Source organism: Thermodesulfatator autotrophicus (assembly GCF_001642325.1).
Taxonomy (GTDB): Bacteria; Desulfobacterota; Thermodesulfobacteria; order Thermodesulfobacteriales; family Thermodesulfatatoraceae; genus Thermodesulfatator; species Thermodesulfatator autotrophicus.
This window is the reverse complement of the sequence record NZ_LSFI01000019.1, coordinates 17736-34211: the sequence shown is the minus strand read 5'-3', so window position 1 is coordinate 34211 and position 16476 is coordinate 17736. Positions and strand designations below refer to the sequence as shown.

Below are 16476 nucleotides of genomic sequence, written 5' to 3'. Positions count from 1 at the left end.
AAATTAGAAGTTAACAGAGAAATTTTATACGTCTACCACGCACTGGGCCAGCCACAGGCCGTTAATTTTTTCCACCTTAAGCATAGTGTAAGTGGCCCCTTTTACTTCTACGCCTAATTCGTGACGGTTTTCGTTTATGGGTTCTCCTTTGGCCTGTCCCTTTAACTTAAGGTCTTTTATCTCGCAGTGAAATTCACAGAAAACCAGGTTTTCCATACCAGCTTCAGTAAGGAGCCGATTAAGCCATTCAATGAAAAGGTCTTCAAGGGTCTCTGCGGAAAGTTCAAAGGAGACTTCTTTTTTAGGCTTTACTTCTTCTAGATTAATTACCACCAAGCTGAACAGGGCCTTGGCCGCATTTATAAAGGCTTCTTCCAGAGTCCTGCCAATGCCGCGTACTCCGATGTCAGCCCCGTGTTCAAAGGTTTCGTATCCCGGCTTCATAGTCTCACCTCCGTGCAACCAGTTTTAAAATAAGGCCATAATGCCCGCCTTAAAAGAGGGGCCTTACGTCTTTTAACTTCTTCGCAAAGAAATAGATGCCCTTTTTCTACGATAATAGTTAAGGCTCCAGAAGTCTTGGTGCTAAAGTGAGGGATGTCCAGACTGGCCAGCCTATTTAAGACCTCTTTTGAAGGATGTTTTTGCCAGCGAGATGAAGAAAGAGCTACTATTGGTTCCACTCTTTTAAGAAAAGGGTAACTTGAAGAGGTGTTGGAACCGTGGTGAGGCAGGATCAGGACATCGGCTTTTAAGTCTTTTCCAGTGAGAAGAAGTTCTCTTTTTCGGGTTATGTCTCCTGGAAATAGAAAGATTGTTCCACTCAGGTTAAGTTTTGCCACAAGGCTTGAGTCATTCCCCCCAAAAGAACTACTAGCGGGATAAAGGCTAAGGTGATTTAAGGTTAAGGGAATTTTTTCAGAGCTAAAAACCTGGGCTTGAGGATAGGCCTTAAGAATGCTTTTTAGCCCACCGGCGTGGTCTGCCTGAAGGTGAGAGATAACTACCGCCTGAACTTGTGAAAGGCCCATTTTGCGGAGAAGGGGGATGGTCACAAAGGTGGCGCTGTCGTAAGGACCACGGGCTGGGCCAGCGTCAAACAAAATAGCATTCTTCTCTCCAGTCTTAGCCACCGCGCAGCTTCCCTGGCCTACGTCTAAAATCATTACATATCTTAATTCTTGGTTTGCCTGATAGAAGAAAAATCCCAGGGCAAAAGAAAAAAGGCCAAGGCCGGCGGCCAGTAGGCGGTTAAGGCGGATAAGAAATAGGGCTAAAGCTAACAAGGTGAAAGTGAGTAAAAAAGCACCCACAGGATAGGGCAAAGTTATCTGGGGAAGAGGCGGAGTCGGCCAGGAAATTGCCTTGGCGGCAAGCTCAGCAGGAATATTAGCCCAGGGAAGTTCTGAAAGGGCCAGGCAAGCAGCTAAAAACTCAAGGGGTAGCACCCAAAAGCCCCAAAAGGGAATGGCAATTAGATTTGTTATTGGTGCCCAGGGCGAAATTGAGCCTTTGAGCCAGAAAATAAAAGGGGCGGTAAAAAGGCTGGCGGCAAAGGAATAACCCAGGCCATTTACCACGTATTTGACTATGGGATTCAAATCTTCAGGCAATTTTTTGAGCAGGCCATGAGCGAAAAGTAGCCCGGCCACAGCACTTACCGAGAGCCTGAAGGAAAGTGATCCCACGGCCTCTGGCTGAAATAAGAGGATTATAATTACCGCTAAAGCCAATAAGTCAAACCCGCAAATCTTGCGCCAGCACCAGAGGGCCAGGCCGTAGAGGACAAACATAACAAAGGCCCTTAAGGCCGAAGTGCTCGGCCCAGAAACCAGAACGTAGGCCATAACAAAGGGGAAGGCCCATAAATAGCACCATTGTTTGGCTGTAAATTTATGGAGAAGCTTTGTGGTGACGCTTGGCGGGAATACCAATAAGCTTTTACGAAAAACAAAGGTGATTAGCCCAAACAAAATGGCGATATGTAGCCCTGAAACTGCCAGAAGATGAAAAAGCCCGGTTTTTTCAAACTTTTCCCTGACAGATAGGGGAATATTTCTTTTTTCGCCAAGGATTAAGCACTCAAAGAGGCCTCTGGCTTGTGGCGAAAGATTGGCGGCAAAGGCAAAAAGCCTGGCCCTAATAGTAGCTACGGGCCTCTTTTCTGTTTGCTCGTATATTTCTATTTTGCGCACATAGCCGGTGAACTTGAATCCCTGAGCCACTTTTTCACGAGCAAGGCTTCCAGAAAAGGGATTTAGATGCCCTCGCGGTGGCCTTAACGTAGTAAAAGCCGTGAATTTTTCTCCTGGAGTTAGGTTGAGGTAAGTTGGAAAATAAAGTATGGCCTTGTGGTTTGAAGGCAGAAGTTTCACTTCGCCGCGCTTGGCCCATTCACCGGGAATAAGCGGGCTTTCAAGTACGAAGGCAAAATTACCTTTATAGCTTTTAAGGCCAGGTTCTTGAGGCGGAGGGAATGTTTTCAAACCCAAAAAGAAGGCCAAAAGACCTGCCAGGAGAAAAGGCCATAATTTTGGCCAGCTAGGCCGGCTGAAGAATAAGATGAGTGTTAAAAATAAGGGAGCAAGGAAAAAAGCCCTTTCCCAGGCCAGAAAAAGGCCTCCGGCCCAGCAAAGGGCAAATTTCTGTAAAGGACTTAGCTCATAAGCCTTGGAGGACAACCTTCTCCCAGAGCATCTTTAAGACGCTCAACCTCTTTTTCGAGTTCCTGTATTCTATCAAGTAGCTGTAAAATAATGTCAATGCCTGCGAGATTTACCCCTAAATCATCTCTTAATCGTCTGATTAGAAGGAGACGCTTTAAGTCCTCTTCGTCAAAGATATAACGTCTGCCTTCCTGACGGGGAGAAATGAGCCCTTCTTCTATCCACACGCGCAGGGTTTTAGGGGTAAGGCCTATTTTTTCACAAATAATTTTCATTTCATAATATATCGCCATCTTTGTGCCTCCGACTTAAATTTCCTCTATAGAAATTAATCCTTCTCAGGTGAAAGGCAATTAAAGCTTTTTATTTCCGGTTCAAAAAGTTTTTGCCTAACTATAAATTTTGGCCTAAAGTTTAGGCAATTAAACTCGGGAGGCTTTTTATGAAAAAATTTTTCATATTATTGATAGGTATCTTAGCCTTTGCCAGATTCTCTTTGGCTGCCCCGCCTATTGACCAACTTTTTAAAGATTTTCCTCCTCTTTCAGGGAAAATTATTGTTCAGCAAGGCCAATTTTATTTGAATCTCGGTGCCAACCAGGGCTTAAAAATAGGGGAGTGGTGGCTGGTTTATCAACCAGGTAAACCAATAATTGACCCTGATACCGGAAAAGTTTTGGGGTATCAGGAAAAGCCAGTTGCTCGGGCCCAGGTGGTTCAGGTTTTCCCGGCGTATGCCGTTTTAAAGGTCTTTTGTTTTTCACCAGGTTGTGCGGTTTCAACCGGGGCTCGGGCTGAACGCCTGGCAGGGGTTCCGGCTTTCTTTTTTGATTTAACGGGCAAGGCCTTCCCTGTTTATGAAAGATTAAGGGCAACCTATCCCAAATTAAACTGGCAACCTTATCAGCAAATAACCTCCCGTGAGATGATACCAGCAGGGAAGGAAAGAGTACTTTTTGTTGCAGAAAATGGGCTTCTTTATTTTTATAGTAATGACCATATCCTGGGGGTTTATAGTCTATCTGAGCAAAGGGTCTTTCAAAGGCCGGGATTTGGCCCTCAGGCCAGGCCTTATAAACTTGTAGGGCGCTTGCGAGAGATTGTTTATCACCTTGATGTAGCCCCCATGGGGCAGGCCTTATTTCTTGCCTCTCTTACCAAAAAGAAGATTTATTTCCAGCGTCTAAAAGGTCGGGAACACTTTGTTTACGAATATAAAGGCTTTGGTGACTTGGTGAATTTTTCTATAGGGCCAAATGGCCTCATTGCCATAAATATTTTTGACGGCAAACGTGTCAAGTCCCGCCTTATCAAGTTTACCGGGGCAAGTTTTTTAAAAGTTACCAAGGATTCGCCTTATATTCTTCGCTTTTTTGACTTTAATTTAGACGGCGTAAAAGAAACCCTCATTGGCCAGAGTTTTGATGACGAAGAATTTTATGGCCCTGGTGTTTATGTTTTTACCATTGAAGGCGAAAGCCTTAAACGAAAAAATAGGTTAGACGTTCCTTCTGGTTTTAGAATATTTGGGGCCTTTTGGGCAGACCTTAACTTAGACAGACAATTAGAAACAGGGTTTTTCAATGTGGGGCGTAAGCTGGTGATTTATCAGGGCAAGAAAAAAGTTTGGAGTTCTAACATTAAATTCGGCGCAGGGGTTCAATATGTCTTTATGGACAACCCTGAGCCAGAAATTAAAACCCCTAAAAAGGTCCTTATCTGGCCTAATCCATGGGTAACCCTGTGGCAGGGCTGGCCGAGGGTGTTTATTCCTTATAACGAATACGGGCTCCTCGGAGGGATTCTTTCAGGAGCCAAACGTTCTACCGTGGCGGTGTTATTTTACACCCGTGAAGGTTACCAGTTCTTTTTGTGGAAAGAGAGCTTTCAGGGGACAACCCAGGCAGTATTCAGTTATAAAGACAGCGTTTATATAGCGGTGGTTGAAGGGGACTTCTTTAAAGGGGAAGGGGAGACCAAAATTTTTAAAGTTCCTTTGCCCCAATTAATGAGAGACCTTAGCTACTAATAAGTCATTTGGTTTAAAGGAAGAGGTTGCTTCGCCACTTCGTGGCTCGCAATGACCCGGGAAAGGGCTCGCAATGACAACCCAACTGTCACTGCGAGGAGATCCCTGGCTTCGCTCGGGACAAGTAAAGCGGTCTCGGGGAGATATTTTGCAAAGGTCTCTTAGATAATTAGGCTAGCATTTTAAGGGCTTTTAAAAGCCTTTCTTTAACCAGGAGATTGGGGCTGGTGTGGCGGTGGGCAAATTTTTGGTAGGCCTTTCCCTGCTCTTTTAAAAACACACAAAAGGCTTCGGCCATACCCGCAGAACGACTTATACCGGCATCGCAGGAAAATATAAAATTTTCACACTGGGCCTTTAAGGCGGCAATTAAAGTTTCAGCTGTAAGTTCGGCCATAACTTCGTCAAAGGGTGTTAAGCCAAAAATAAGGGCTTCTTTTTCGCTTGTGATATCGTCAAAGTTCAAAAACAAGAAAAAATTGGGTTTAACCAGTTGAGACACTTCAGGTAGTTTTTCTTTGTAAGCGGCAATCCAGCAAATGGTTTCTTCTCTGCCTCTGAAATTTCCGAGTTCACCAATGGCTATACGGTTAGGATAAATAAAAACTTTTATCATTTTGTCAAATCCTTTTTGAAAAAGTATAAATTTTTAGCTATTATGTCCAAAAATTAATTACAAGGGGAGGAGTTGTATGAAGAAATTTTTACTATCTTTTATTTTAGTATCTTTTCTGCTGGTAAGCACCAGTGTATGGGCAGGAAAACCTTATAAAATAGGTGCGCTTTTTTCTATCACCGGGCCAACCTCTTTTATTGGTGAACCAGAGCGTAACACCCTGGTTATGCTGGTTGACGAAGTAAACAAGGCCGGAGGCATAAATGGCCATCCTGTAGAACTGGTGGTTTATGACACCGAAGGTGAAGAAACTAATGCCGTTAAAAAGGTTACTAAGCTCATTGTGCAGGACAGAGTTCTTGCCATAATTGGCCCAAGCCGCACTGGTACTACTTTGGCGGTAGTTCCCTTTGTAGAGAGATACAAAGTCCCGCTTATTTCCTGTGCTGCTGGTATTAAAATAGTAGAACCAGTAAAACCCTGGGTTTTTAAAACTGCCCAAAGCGACCGCCTGGCTGTTAAAAAAATTTATGAGTACTGTCAGGCTAATGGTATTAAAAAAGTAGCCATTATTACTGTTTCAAACGGTTTTGGTCAGAGCGGAAGAGAAGAGCTCAAATCCCTGGCTAAAGAATATGGCATTGAAATTGTAGCTGATGAACTTTTTGGCCCTAAAGACACTGATATGACCCCTCAGCTTACCCGTATAAGGAGCAAAAACCCCGATGCTGTTATTTGCTGGGGAACAAACCCCGGGCCAGCTATTGTGGCTAAGAATATGAAACAGCTTGGTATGAAACAGCAGCTTTTTATGAGCCACGGCGTAGCCTCTAAGAAATTTATAGAACTTGCCGGCGATGCCGCTGAAGGCATAATTCTTCCAGCTGGCAAAATTTTAGTGGCAGACCAGCTTCCAGACGATGACCCCCAAAAGAAACTCTTACTTGACTATATTGCCAGGTATAAAGCCCGTTTTGGCAAAGAACCTTCAGCCTTCGGAGGGCATGCTTACGATGCCTTCTTGCTTTTAAAGGCAGCCCTTGAAAAAGCCGGGGCTGACCGGGCTAAAATCCGTGAGGCCCTTGAAAACTTAAGAGGTATCGTGGGCATCCACGGCATATTTAACATGTCTCCTACTGACCATAATGGTCTTGATGAGAAAACAGCTTTTGTTCTAATCCGCATCCAAAATGGCGACTGGCAATTAATAAAATAGCATGACAAGGGGGGCTTTAAGCTCCCCTTTCTTTTTTAAAGGGTTGCCAATTTAAAATCCTGTAATAAAGTCACTTCCGCTTTTTGACGGAAGAACAAATGAGTGAATTAATACAGTTTATTTTTTCCGGTCTGACAAACGGGGCTATTTATGCCCTCATCGCCCTTGGTTTCACCATAGTTTACAATGCCACCGAGGTCATAAACTTTGCCCAAGGTGAATTTGTAATGCTTGGGGCCATGTTTATGGCTACTTTTTGTGCCCTGGGCCTGCCTATTCCTCTGGCCTTTTTTCTTTCGGTGGGTATTGTTGCCCTGATTGGTATAATCATGGAAAGGCTGGCTATTTATCCTGCTCGCCACGCCAGCCATATAACTCTTATTATTATCACCATTGGCCTTTCTATATTAATAAAAGGCGTGGCTATGTTTGCCTGGGGGAAAGACCCCCTTTCTGTCCCCAGCTTTTTGGGTGATACGCCCATCCATCTTTTGGGGGCAACTATCGTTCCTCAAAAAATTTTGGTACTTATCGCTACTTTAATTTGCGTACTTTTAATGGAGCTTTTTTTCCGAAAAACCATGGTGGGAAAGGCCATGAGGGCCTCGGCGGTCAATCGCCTGGCCGCGCGGCTGGTGGGTATCAAAGTGGAACCTCTGGTCTTGCTGGCCTTTGCCTTGAGTGCCGCTACCTCGGCGGTAGCAGGGGTGGTGATATCTCCTATTACCTTTGCCACTTACGATATGGGAACCCTTTTGGGGCTTAAAGGTTTCAGTGCCGCGGTTCTGGGAGGCCTTACCTCAGGGCTTGGAGCCGTTGTAGGTGGCTTTGTTTTGGGCCTTTTAGAGGCCTTTGCTGCAGGTTTTATTTCTTCGGCTTACAAGGACGCCGCTGCCTTTGTAATCCTTATACTGGTTTTATTATTGAAACCTGAAGGTCTTTTCGGAAAAGGGGCGACAAAAAAACTATGAAGAACCAATATCTAGCCCTTACTTTTCTGGCCGTAGTTATTTTGACCATAGGTTTTTTGAACCATAATGATTACTACTTCAATATTTTGAATATCCTCTTTTTAAAAGGCCTAATTGTTATAGGCCTTTCTTTGCTCATGGGATATGCCGGCCAGGTTTCACTGGGGCATGCTGCTTTTTACGGGCTAGGGGCTTATACCTCAGGGATATTAACGGCCAAATTTGGTTGGGGATGCTTGCCAGCCCTGGGAGTAGCCCAGCTAGTGACTTTTATAGCGGCGCTAATGATAGGCCTTCCTGCCTTAAGGTTAAAGGGCCATTATCTAGCAATGGCTACCCTGGGTTTTGGCGTCATTGTCTATATCTTTTTCAAAGAGCTTATCTCTTTAACTGGTGGCCCCTCTGGATTAGTTGGAATACCTCCGCTAGAAATTCTGGGTAAGGTTTTTATGGAAAGTCGTGAGTATTATTTCCTTTTTGGCGGCATTTTATTCCTGGCGCTGCTTGGGGCCTTACATTTGGCTCATTCTCCTTTTGGCAGAGGTCTTCTTGCCATTCACGACAGCGAAGCTGCTACAGTCTCTTTGGGCTACGACACTAATCGTTTGAAGCTAATTGTTTTTCTACTTTCGGCCGCACTGGCCGGCCTGGCGGGAAGCTTATACGCCCACTTTGCCATGTTTATTGCTCCTACCAGTTTTACCTTTCTTCATTCGGTGAAGCTGGTAACTATGGTTGTTATCGGAGGAGTTGCCAGTCTCTGGGGGGCGCTTTTAGGAGCAGCCGTACTTACTATTCTTCCTGAAGTACTTACGGTCTTCGAAGATTATGATGTCCTGGTTTTTGGAGCCATTTTGGTATTAATTATGATATTTTTACCAGAGGGATTGTTTAAAGGTTTAGGTAAGTGGATAGGTCAATTTAGACACAAAATAGCTACTTAGACTTTAAATTTTCTAACTTTTTAGTATGGTTTAAACATTATGGCCAAAAGAAAGATACGTATTTTAGGGGATCCAATATTAAGGGAGACGGCTAAGCCGGTTTCAGAAATAAACGGAGAATTGCAGGCCCTGATAGATGACATGGCTGAAACTATGTATGAAGCCAAGGGCCTTGGGCTAGCAGCCAATCAGGTAGGTGAATTAAAACGGCTTTTTATTATAGACTTAAAACAGCGGGAAGGCTCCCCTGAGCTTTTAGTTTTTATCAATCCTGAAATAGTAGAAGCCGAAGGCGAAACAATAGAAGAAGAGGGTTGTCTGAGTATTCCTGGATATAGCGCCAAAGTAAAACGTAAGACCAAAGTTTTAGTAAAAGCCCTTGACCGGGACGGGAATCCGTTTGAAATGGAACTTGAAGGCCTTGGTGCCAAGGCTGTCCAGCATGAGCTAGACCACCTGAATGGAAGGCTTTACATAGATTATCTATCCCCACTTAAGAAAAACCTTTTTAAACGCTGGTGGAAAAAACACCGCCCTAAATAAAAAAACCAGCGGGCCGCCTAAATCTCTGCGGGAGGGGCGGGCGAGATTTTTTTGGAAGGTCGGCCCGCTGGACAAACAAAACCAGACACCATCCCCCATCATTTTCCTTTTATCAAAAAACAAAAAAGCCCCTGGGATAAATCCCAAGGGCTTCCATGGCCCAAAGACCATATATAATGCTATCTAACTTTTTTAAGGTGTCAAGAAATTTTTTATCCTAATATTTTTTTCGGAAAAGATATTCCTTAACTTTAGAAAAATTTTAGCAAACATTCCTGTAAAAACATCAACCAATAATCACCAGCTTCATTTAAAGAGATTCCTGTGCGTGGTCAAAGCCTACAATTTGTTGTGCCTGCTGGCGGTCGGTCAGGTTAATATCACGCTCTTTTCCTTAAGCGGGAATTTAGGTAAAGAGAGGCTCTCATTAATAGCCCTGGTGGTGACAAAAAAGTTACAGGGGTTTATTTAAGACAAATTTGCAGTAAAATTAGTTTGTTCCTTTAAATTCTTGCAAGAAATTCATTTTGTTCTGTGACAAAAGGTAAAGCCATGAATAGAGAAGAATTGAAGATTAAATTTGAAGACATTCCCCCTGAAGGCCTGGACATAGGCTTTGAAGACAAGCGCGGAGAGCTTATAAGAGATTGCTATTCTATTTTGAAGCCTATAAGGGCCAGTGTCCATCTCCAGCGCTGGGGGATTGACGTAAAAATCACCGGCCAGGTGGAGACAGAAGTAGCCCTCCCCTGTGACCGCTGCCTCAAAGAATTCCCCTTCCCTATAAAGGGAAGAATAGACGTGCTACTTGAACCGCGGGCTGTACTTTCCCGCCTGAAAGAAGAGCTAAGGCTTACCAAAGATGACCTTGACGTCATCTTTTTTGACGGTCACACCATAGAGGTTGACGAAGTAGTCCGTGAAGAAATACTTTTGGCTATTCCCATGCGCAAGCTTTGTCATGAAAAGTGTAAAGGATTATGCCCTATTTGTGGCAAGGATTTGAACGAAGGGGCTTGCCAATGTAAAAGAGACGTGCGAGAATCCCCCTTTGCGGTTCTGAAAAAGCTCATGGCCTCATCGGGCTAGTTTAGGAAGAAAGGAGGTTTGATAAAAATGGCTGTACCCAAGAGAAAATCTTCTCGTTCTCGTCGTGGCATGCGTCGCGCTCACAAAAGCCTAAAAGCTCCAGCGGTAAGTGTATGCCCCAAATGTAAGTCACCCAAACTTCCTCACCGTATTTGCCCATCCTGCGGCACTTATAGAGGAAAAGTATTCCTAACCATGGAGGAAGAGGAGTTTTAGAAAGTGGCTATTTGGGTAGCCCTGGACGCTATGGGGGGTGACTTTGCCCCCCAGGCCACCATAGAAGGAGCGCTTTGGGCTGTTAAAGAATTTCCCGAATTAGGGGTTTATCTGGTAGGTAAACCAGAAATTTTAAGTCCCCTGCTCAAAAAAAAATCTCATAAACGTCTAAAAATTATTCCTGCCAGCCAGATAGTTGGTATGGATGAGTCTCCTATAGAGGCTCTTCGCAATAAGCCTGATTCTTCTATCAGAAAGGCCTTTGAGCTGGTAAAAGCCAGAGAGGCTAAGGCTATAGTGAGTGCTGGAAACTCTGGAGCTGTATTGGTCACGGCCCTTTTTGTGCTGGGTAGATTAAAAGGCGTCTCAAGGCCAGCTATTGCCACCGTTCTCCCTACCCTTAAAGGTTATGCCGTTCTTATTGACTCTGGCGCCAATGTAGATTGTAAACCCAGGCACCTTTTGCAGTTTGCTTACATGGGAAATGTCTTTGCCGAAAGAATTCTCGGCTACAAATCTCCAAGAATTGGTCTTCTCTCTATTGGAGAAGAAAGCGGTAAAGGCAACACTTTAGTCAAACAAACGCATGACCTTTTGAAACAAAGTAAACTCAACTACGCAGGCAACATTGAAGGCCGTGATTTTTATCAGGGTGATGTGGAAGTTATTGTGTGTGATGGATTTGTAGGAAATGTTTGTTTAAAGCTCTCTGAAGGGCTGGCCGAAGCTCTTATGGCCATGATGACCAAAGAAATAAAAAAGCACAAATTAGCCGTGCTGGGATTCACTCTAGCCAGGCCTGCTCTCAAAAAATTTAAGAGGTTTATTGACTGGCGCGAAAGAGGGGGAGCCCCTCTTCTGGGGGTAAACGGAGAGGTTATCATCACCCATGGCCGTTCAGATGCCAAAGCCATTAAAAATGCCCTGCGCACCGCCCTGGGTTTTGCTAAACAAAATATCACCGCTAAGATTAAAGAAGCTCTGGAAATAGAAACCCAATCCCAGAAAGCACAGGATAGTGAAAGATGAAAACAGGGGCCATGTTTAAAGGTTTGGGAATTGCCTTACCTTCGCGCGTATTAACTAACCAGGACCTTGAAAAAATAGTTGACACCAGCGATGAGTGGATAACTCAGCGAACCGGAATAAAAGAAAGACGCATCGTAGGGCCTGGAGAATCAAACAGTAAATTAGCGGTAGAGGCCGCTAAAAAGGCTTTAAAAAAAGCCCAAATTGCTCCCGAGGAACTAGATTTAATCATCGTAGCTACTTTTACCCCCGATTATCTCATGCCTTCGGTGGCGGTGCTGGTGCAGGACCAGCTTGGCGCTAAAAACGCTGGCGCATTTGATGTGGCTGCCACCTGTTCTGGCTTTATCTACGCCCTTTCTCTGGCTGACCAATTCATAAGGGTAGATCCAGGCAAAAAAATTCTGGTTATAGGCAGTGAAGTACTTTCTCACAAAGTCAACTGGGAAGACCGCACCACCTGTGTACTCTTTGGTGATGGGGCCGGAGCAGCGGTTTTAACTGGCCCTGAAAAAGACCGAGGTGTTTTATCTACTCATCTTCACGCTGACGGAAGCCTCTGGCATCTTTTAACGGTAAAGGGCTGTGGCTCTCTTTATCCACCCTGTAGTGAAGATTTACCCCGTGAAGAATACTTCATTCGCATGCAGGGGAGAGAGGTCTTCAAACACGCGGTAAGGGCCATGGAAGAAGTAGCCCTTGAGGCCCTTGAAAAGAATAAATGTTCTCCTGAAGACTTAACGCTGGTTGTACCACACCAGGCCAATATCAGAATAATTGAGGCCCTACGCGAAAGGCTTGGCCTTCCCCCCGAAAAGGTTTACGTAAACCTGCACAAATACGGTAACACTTCAGCGGCAAGTATTCCCCTAGCCCTAACCGAGGCTGAGGAAGAAGACCGCCTAAAACCAGGAGACCTGGTACTTATGGTGGCCTTTGGTGGGGGGTTCACCTGGGCCAGTGCCCTTGTCCGCTGGTAGCTATGCAGATTCGTCCCCAGGCCCAAAAAACTGCCGCTAAAATGGAAAATATAGCGGTGGTTTTAGTGGAAACCCTTTATCCCGAAAATATTGGCTCAGCTGCCAGGGCCTGTGCCAATTTTGGCGTAAGAGATCTTATCCTTGTTCGGCCTAAAAACCTTGATCAGGAAAAAATGCGAGCCATGGCCACTAAAAGTGGGCTCCCTGTCCTTGAAAACATGAAAATTTTTGAAAATCTGGAAGAGGCCCTGGCTCCTTTCAACTATATAGTAGGAACTACCGGGCGTCTTGGCCGCCAGCGCAAAGTATTTGAAACCATAAAAGAAGCAACCCCTGAACTGGTGAAGCTATCCCTTGAAAATAAGATAGCTGTCCTTTTCGGTAATGAACGCTGGGGGCTTACTAACGAAGACCTTTATTTCTGCCACAAGGTAGTCACCATCCCTACTACTCAAGCCGCTTCTCTGAATGTGGCCCAGGCCGTAGTAATTATCCTTTACGAGCTTTTCAATTATGAAATAGAAGTATCATTAAAAAAGCCAAAGCTTGCTACTTCAGCTGAACTTGAACCCATGTATCGTATTTTAAAAGAAACCCTTGAAACCATTGACTATGTGCCCCATGATAATGTAACCCTCTGGATGACCACTATCAGGCGATTTCTTTCGCGCCTTGAACTTACCTCGCAGGAAGTGCGCATTATCCAGGGCTTTTGCCGCAACCTGCTCTGGCATTTACAAAAGAAAGACAAAACTTCTAACAATTAGGGCTTTCTCAATTCTATTTCACGGCGGATGGTATAACGCAAAAAGGGCTCTCTTTCCCTTTCATTATCAAAAAGAAATTCTATGCCGTAAAGTTTTTTAGGCCCGCGATGCATCTCCCTAGCCACTCTAGCTTTAGCCACCCGTAGTTCCTGGTCATAAGGTTTATTGGCAGAAAGATTTAGTTTTAAAACCAGATTTTCTATCAAATCTCCTACCGGGATAGTATCTTTCCTAGGAAGAATAATGGCCATACCACAGGCACTTATATCAACTACATCTCCAGTATATTCATTTCCCTTATATTCAAAGATGGCCTTAGAACCATCAGGGGTGCTTACCCGGTAAAAGCGCCGTCTTTCCAGGCGGAAGTATTCTTTTGGGATATCAGTGATAACCAGATTTTCTTCGTAATCCGTCCCCAATATTCTAACTTTAAATGAATGATGGATCTTATCTCCGTCCTGATAGATAACTCTGGCAATTTTTAAGTCGTCACGCCAAGGGCGGGGTAAATCAAAAAAAAGCCTGTTCTTATTGACTTTAACCAGAATAGTTGGGCCAGAACGAAACCCTGCCGTGGCAAACTGCACCCAGTAAGCGTTTTCTTTTAAGTCTTTTAGCAAAATTTCTATAATTCTTTTATCAGTGGTGCGTTCGTAACCCTGGTCAAAATACTGCCAGCTCATGCCTTTGCCTCTGCCCAATTTCTCCCTATAGCTAGATTTACTTTCAAAGGAACCTTTAACTCAACTACCCCTTCCATGATTTGTCGGACAATTTTCTTAATTTCTTCAATCTCTTTTTCCGGTACTTCAAAAAGAAGTTCGTCGTGCACTTGCAAAAGCATCCTGGTGCCAACGCCTTTTTCCCTAAAAACCTGGTGAATCTTTATCATAGCAAGTTTGATGATATCTGCGGCGGTCCCCTGAATAGGGGTATTTATAGCGGTGCGTTCGGCAAATTCACGCGCAGTGCGATTGGGGCTATTGATGTCAGGAAGAGGCCTTTTACGGCCAAAAAGAGTCTCCACATAGCCCTTTTCTCTGGCTTCAGCCACGATTTGTTCCATGTAGCGCTTAACCCCGGGGTAACGTTCAAAATAACGCTCAATAAAGGCCTTGGCCTCGCGACGGCCAATCTTTAATTCTTTGGCCAGGCCGTACGGGCTCATGCCGTAAACAATACCGAAGTTTATGGTCTTGGCCATGCGACGCATCTCAGGGGTCACTTCATCAGGAGAAATCCCAAAAATTTCAGCCGCAGTGCGCCGATGAATGTCTTCCCCTTGCCAGAAGGCCTTTATTAAAGTTTCGTCCTCTGAATAGTGGGCTAAAACACGCAGGTCAATCTGGGAATAATCAGCTGAAAGAAAAAGAAAACCTTTTTCTGGTACAAAGGCCTGGCGAATCTTAAGCCCTTCTTCGCCGCGTACCGGTATGTTTTGGAGATTAGGGTCACTGCTTGAAAGCCTCCCGGTGGCTGTAACCGTCTGATTGAATGAAGTGTGAAGACGGCCAGTCTCAGGATTAACCATCTTGGGTAGGGCGTCAACATAGGTAGATTTGAGCTTGGCTAGGGTCCGGTATTCCAGAACCAGACGCGGAAGCTCGTGATGTAAAGAAAGTTCTTCAAGGACTTCGTTGTCTGTAGAAAAAGCCGTCTTTTTAGGAGTCTTTTTGACTTTGGGAAGTTTCAATTTCTCAAAGAGAATGTAGCCAAGCTGTTTACTAGAATTAATGTTAAATCTCTCACCGGCTACCGCATAAATTTTTTCTTCAAGCTTTTTCAATTTCTCAGCTATTTCCCGGGAAAATTCTTTGAGATAAGCAGTGTCTATTTTAATGCCAGCCATTTCCATATAGGCCAGCACTTCAATTAAAGGCCTATCAATTTCCGTAAAGACTTTCCAGAGCGTTTCTTCTTTAAGCCTGGGCCAGAAGTACTCGTAAAGAAGATAAGTCACATGAGCATCTTCACAGGCATAAACTTTCGCCTTTTCCAGGGGAACCCTGGCAAAACTTTCCTCCTTGGCAAGTTCTTTAGTGACTTCTTTATAAGAAATCATGGTGTGTCCCAGGAGTTCTTCAGATAGCTCGTCAAGGCCATGGGTGCGACGGGTGGGGTCAAAGAGGTACGAAGCCAGCATGGTATCCCCTTCAAGGCCTTTCAAAGTTACACCGTAGCGAGCAAGAAGAATTAGGTCATACTTGATATTATGCCCGACTTTTTTGACTGAAGAATCTTCAATAAGGCTTGCCAGATTACTAAAAGCCTCCCAAGGAAGTTGTTTCTGGGCCTCAAGGCCTTCGTGTCTAAAAGGGAAATAATATGCCTTAGGAGGCTCAAAACACAAAGAAACACCCACTATTTTTCCTCGCATAGGATCTTTGGTATCACTCTCAAGATCAAGGGCTAAAACTTTAGCTTTTCTGGCTTTTTCTACAATTTCTTTAACTTTTTCAAAATCAAGAACCAGTTTATACTGCTCATAAGAAATGGTTTTGGTAGCAGGAAGCTCTTTTAAAAGTTTTTTAAAGTCAAGCTCAAGGAACAGTTCTCTAAGTTTTAAAGTATTTACCGGGCGTTTGCGGTAAAAATCAATCTCAAGAGGGATAGGGGCTTTGTCGTTAAGTTCCACGAGTTTTTTAGAAATAAGGGCATCACCAGCGTGTTTGATAAGATTTTCTCGCAGGCGCTTCTGTTTTATCTCTTCAGCATGGTTTAAAACTTCTTCTAAAGAGCCGTATTCTTTTATCAGTCTTAAAGCAGTTTTTTCACCAATACCAGGGACTCCAGGAACATTGTCAATACTGTCTCCTGCAAGAGCCCTTACATCAATAAGCTTTTGAGGCTCAACCCCGTAACGTTCTTTTATCTTTTTTTTGTCAATCAATTCGTCTTTCATAGGATCCCAGATAACCACCCTTTCTGAAATGAGAGGAAATAAATCTTTATCTCCGCCAACAATTACAATTGGACGATCCATACGACTAGCAATAGCCGCTATTAAGTCATCAGCTTCATAGCCTTCTATCTCAAGGATTGGTACCCCAAAGGCCCTGGTTATCTCTTTGATGTAAGGAATCTGGACAGAAAGGTCATCTGGCATGGGAGGGCGGTTGGCCTTGTAATCCTTAAACATATCGTGGCGAAAAGTTAGCCCTTTAGCGTCAAAACACACCACCACATATTCAGGGTTCATTTCACGTAAAAGCTTAAGAAGCATCTGGGTAAAGCCAAAGACGGCTTTAGTGGGAAGACCTTTGCGATTTGAGAGATGCCCCCTTATAGCGTAATAAGCCCGGTAAACAAAGGAACTTCCGTCAATAACAAAAATAGGCGCCCGGTCATCTCTGAAAGGTAGTTTTTTGGGAAATAGATTTTTTTGAGCCATAACCCCCTACCAGTTT

16 protein-coding genes are annotated in these 16476 nt (G+C 44.2%); 10 read left to right on the top strand and 6 right to left on the bottom strand.

Features of this window, described 5'->3' with window-relative positions:
* Window positions 1-24: 24 nt before the first annotated feature.
* The 3 genes from TH606_RS05045 to TH606_RS05035 all read right to left on the bottom strand — a co-directional run bounded on the left by TH606_RS05045 (window position 25) and on the right by TH606_RS05035 (window position 2959).
* On the bottom strand, window positions 25-444 hold the full coding sequence (locus TH606_RS05045) for an archease (RefSeq protein ID WP_068541835.1): 420 nt from the start codon (window positions 442-444) through the stop codon (window positions 25-27).
* Window positions 441-2504 carry a DNA internalization-related competence protein ComEC/Rec2 gene (locus TH606_RS05040; RefSeq protein WP_068541834.1) on the bottom strand — a complete coding sequence of 688 codons (2064 nt, stop codon included), beginning with the start codon at window positions 2502-2504 and terminating at the stop codon, window positions 441-443. Before TH606_RS05040 ends, TH606_RS05045 begins: the two co-directional genes overlap by 4 nt.
* Window positions 2505-2656: 152 nt before the next feature.
* Entirely contained in the window at window positions 2657-2959 is a 303-nt protein-coding gene (locus TH606_RS05035) for a chaperone modulator CbpM (RefSeq protein ID WP_068541833.1), read from the bottom strand.
* A 149-nt stretch (window positions 2960-3108) separates the two neighbouring features.
* Here TH606_RS05035 and TH606_RS05030 point away from each other — a divergent pair, with 149 nt between their 5' ends.
* The gene (locus TH606_RS05030) at window positions 3109-4695 is read left to right on the top strand and encodes a hypothetical protein (RefSeq protein ID WP_068541832.1); all 1587 of its coding nucleotides are present in this window, start codon (window positions 3109-3111) and stop codon (window positions 4693-4695) included.
* Window positions 4696-4864: 169 nt separating this feature from the next.
* Here TH606_RS05030 and TH606_RS05025 read toward each other — a convergent pair whose 3' ends face one another.
* On the bottom strand, window positions 4865-5311 hold the full coding sequence (locus TH606_RS05025) for a hypothetical protein (RefSeq protein WP_068541831.1): 447 nt from the start codon (window positions 5309-5311) through the stop codon (window positions 4865-4867).
* Window positions 5312-5387: 76 nt separating this feature from the next.
* Between TH606_RS05025 and TH606_RS05020 the strand changes: the two genes are divergently transcribed.
* From TH606_RS05020 to TH606_RS04980, 9 genes are all read left to right on the top strand, one after another.
* Window positions 5388-6527, top strand: a complete 1140-nt coding sequence (locus TH606_RS05020) for an ABC transporter substrate-binding protein (RefSeq protein WP_068541830.1) — start codon at window positions 5388-5390, stop codon at window positions 6525-6527.
* A 98-nt stretch (window positions 6528-6625) separates the two neighbouring features.
* Window positions 6626-7498, top strand: coding sequence for a branched-chain amino acid ABC transporter permease (locus tag TH606_RS05015; RefSeq protein ID WP_068541829.1), 873 nt, complete (start codon window positions 6626-6628; stop codon window positions 7496-7498).
* Window positions 7495-8442 carry a branched-chain amino acid ABC transporter permease gene (locus tag TH606_RS05010; protein WP_068541828.1) on the top strand — a complete coding sequence of 316 codons (948 nt, stop codon included), beginning with the start codon at window positions 7495-7497 and terminating at the stop codon, window positions 8440-8442. Before TH606_RS05015 ends, TH606_RS05010 begins: the two co-directional genes overlap by 4 nt.
* 39 nt (window positions 8443-8481) lie before the next feature.
* Entirely contained in the window at window positions 8482-8985 is a 504-nt protein-coding gene (gene def / locus TH606_RS05005) for a peptide deformylase (protein ID WP_068541827.1), read from the top strand.
* Window positions 8986-9537: 552 nt separating this feature from the next.
* Window positions 9538-10074 carry a YceD family protein gene (locus tag TH606_RS05000; RefSeq protein ID WP_068541826.1) on the top strand — a complete coding sequence of 179 codons (537 nt, stop codon included), beginning with the start codon at window positions 9538-9540 and terminating at the stop codon, window positions 10072-10074.
* A 27-nt stretch (window positions 10075-10101) separates the two neighbouring features.
* Entirely contained in the window at window positions 10102-10290 is a 189-nt protein-coding gene (rpmF, locus tag TH606_RS04995) for a 50S ribosomal protein L32 (protein WP_068541825.1), read from the top strand.
* A 9-nt stretch (window positions 10291-10299) separates the two neighbouring features.
* Window positions 10300-11319, top strand: coding sequence for a phosphate acyltransferase PlsX (plsX, locus tag TH606_RS04990; RefSeq protein ID WP_068541846.1), 1020 nt, complete (start codon window positions 10300-10302; stop codon window positions 11317-11319).
* Between the two features lie 11 nt (window positions 11320-11330).
* Window positions 11331-12299, top strand: a complete 969-nt coding sequence (locus TH606_RS04985; RefSeq protein WP_269451044.1) for a beta-ketoacyl-ACP synthase III — start codon at window positions 11331-11333, stop codon at window positions 12297-12299.
* Window positions 12300-12301: 2 nt separating this feature from the next.
* Window positions 12302-13066 (top strand): RNA methyltransferase, encoded by a 765-nt coding sequence (locus TH606_RS04980; protein ID WP_231887739.1) that lies wholly within the window; start codon window positions 12302-12304, stop codon window positions 13064-13066.
* Here TH606_RS04980 and TH606_RS04975 read toward each other — a convergent pair.
* The gene (locus tag TH606_RS04975; RefSeq protein ID WP_068541823.1) at window positions 13063-13752 is read right to left on the bottom strand and encodes a flagellar brake protein; all 690 of its coding nucleotides are present in this window, start codon (window positions 13750-13752) and stop codon (window positions 13063-13065) included. The genes TH606_RS04980 and TH606_RS04975 overlap by 4 nt on opposite strands.
* Entirely contained in the window at window positions 13749-16460 is a 2712-nt protein-coding gene (gene polA / locus TH606_RS04970) for a DNA polymerase I (RefSeq protein ID WP_068541822.1), read from the bottom strand. Before polA ends, TH606_RS04975 begins: the two co-directional genes overlap by 4 nt.
* Window positions 16461-16476 lie beyond the last annotated feature (16 nt).

Bases quoted from the DNA above. Each gene is read 5' to 3' on its own strand.
- TH606_RS05045 (WP_068541835.1), bottom strand. From the start codon at position 444: ATGAAGCCGGGATACGAAACCTTTGAACACGGGGCTGACATCGGAGTA.
- TH606_RS05035 (WP_068541833.1), bottom strand. From the start codon at position 2,959: ATGGCGATATATTATGAAATGAAAATTATTTGTGAAAAAATAGGCCTT.
- TH606_RS05030 (WP_068541832.1), top strand. From the start codon at position 3,109: ATGAAAAAATTTTTCATATTATTGATAGGTATCTTAGCCTTTGCCAGA.
- TH606_RS05025 (WP_068541831.1), bottom strand. From the start codon at position 5,311: ATGATAAAAGTTTTTATTTATCCTAACCGTATAGCCATTGGTGAACTC.
- TH606_RS05020 (WP_068541830.1), top strand. From the start codon at position 5,388: ATGAAGAAATTTTTACTATCTTTTATTTTAGTATCTTTTCTGCTGGTA.
- TH606_RS05015 (WP_068541829.1), top strand. From the start codon at position 6,626: ATGAGTGAATTAATACAGTTTATTTTTTCCGGTCTGACAAACGGGGCT.
- TH606_RS05010 (WP_068541828.1), top strand. From the start codon at position 7,495: ATGAAGAACCAATATCTAGCCCTTACTTTTCTGGCCGTAGTTATTTTG.
- def (WP_068541827.1), top strand. From the start codon at position 8,482: ATGGCCAAAAGAAAGATACGTATTTTAGGGGATCCAATATTAAGGGAG.
- TH606_RS05000 (WP_068541826.1), top strand. From the start codon at position 9,538: ATGAATAGAGAAGAATTGAAGATTAAATTTGAAGACATTCCCCCTGAA.
- rpmF (WP_068541825.1), top strand. From the start codon at position 10,102: ATGGCTGTACCCAAGAGAAAATCTTCTCGTTCTCGTCGTGGCATGCGT.
- TH606_RS04985 (WP_269451044.1), top strand. From the start codon at position 11,331: ATGTTTAAAGGTTTGGGAATTGCCTTACCTTCGCGCGTATTAACTAAC.
- TH606_RS04980 (WP_231887739.1), top strand. From the start codon at position 12,302: ATGCAGATTCGTCCCCAGGCCCAAAAAACTGCCGCTAAAATGGAAAAT.
- TH606_RS04975 (WP_068541823.1), bottom strand. From the start codon at position 13,752: ATGAGCTGGCAGTATTTTGACCAGGGTTACGAACGCACCACTGATAAA.
- polA (WP_068541822.1), bottom strand. From the start codon at position 16,460: ATGGCTCAAAAAAATCTATTTCCCAAAAAACTACCTTTCAGAGATGAC.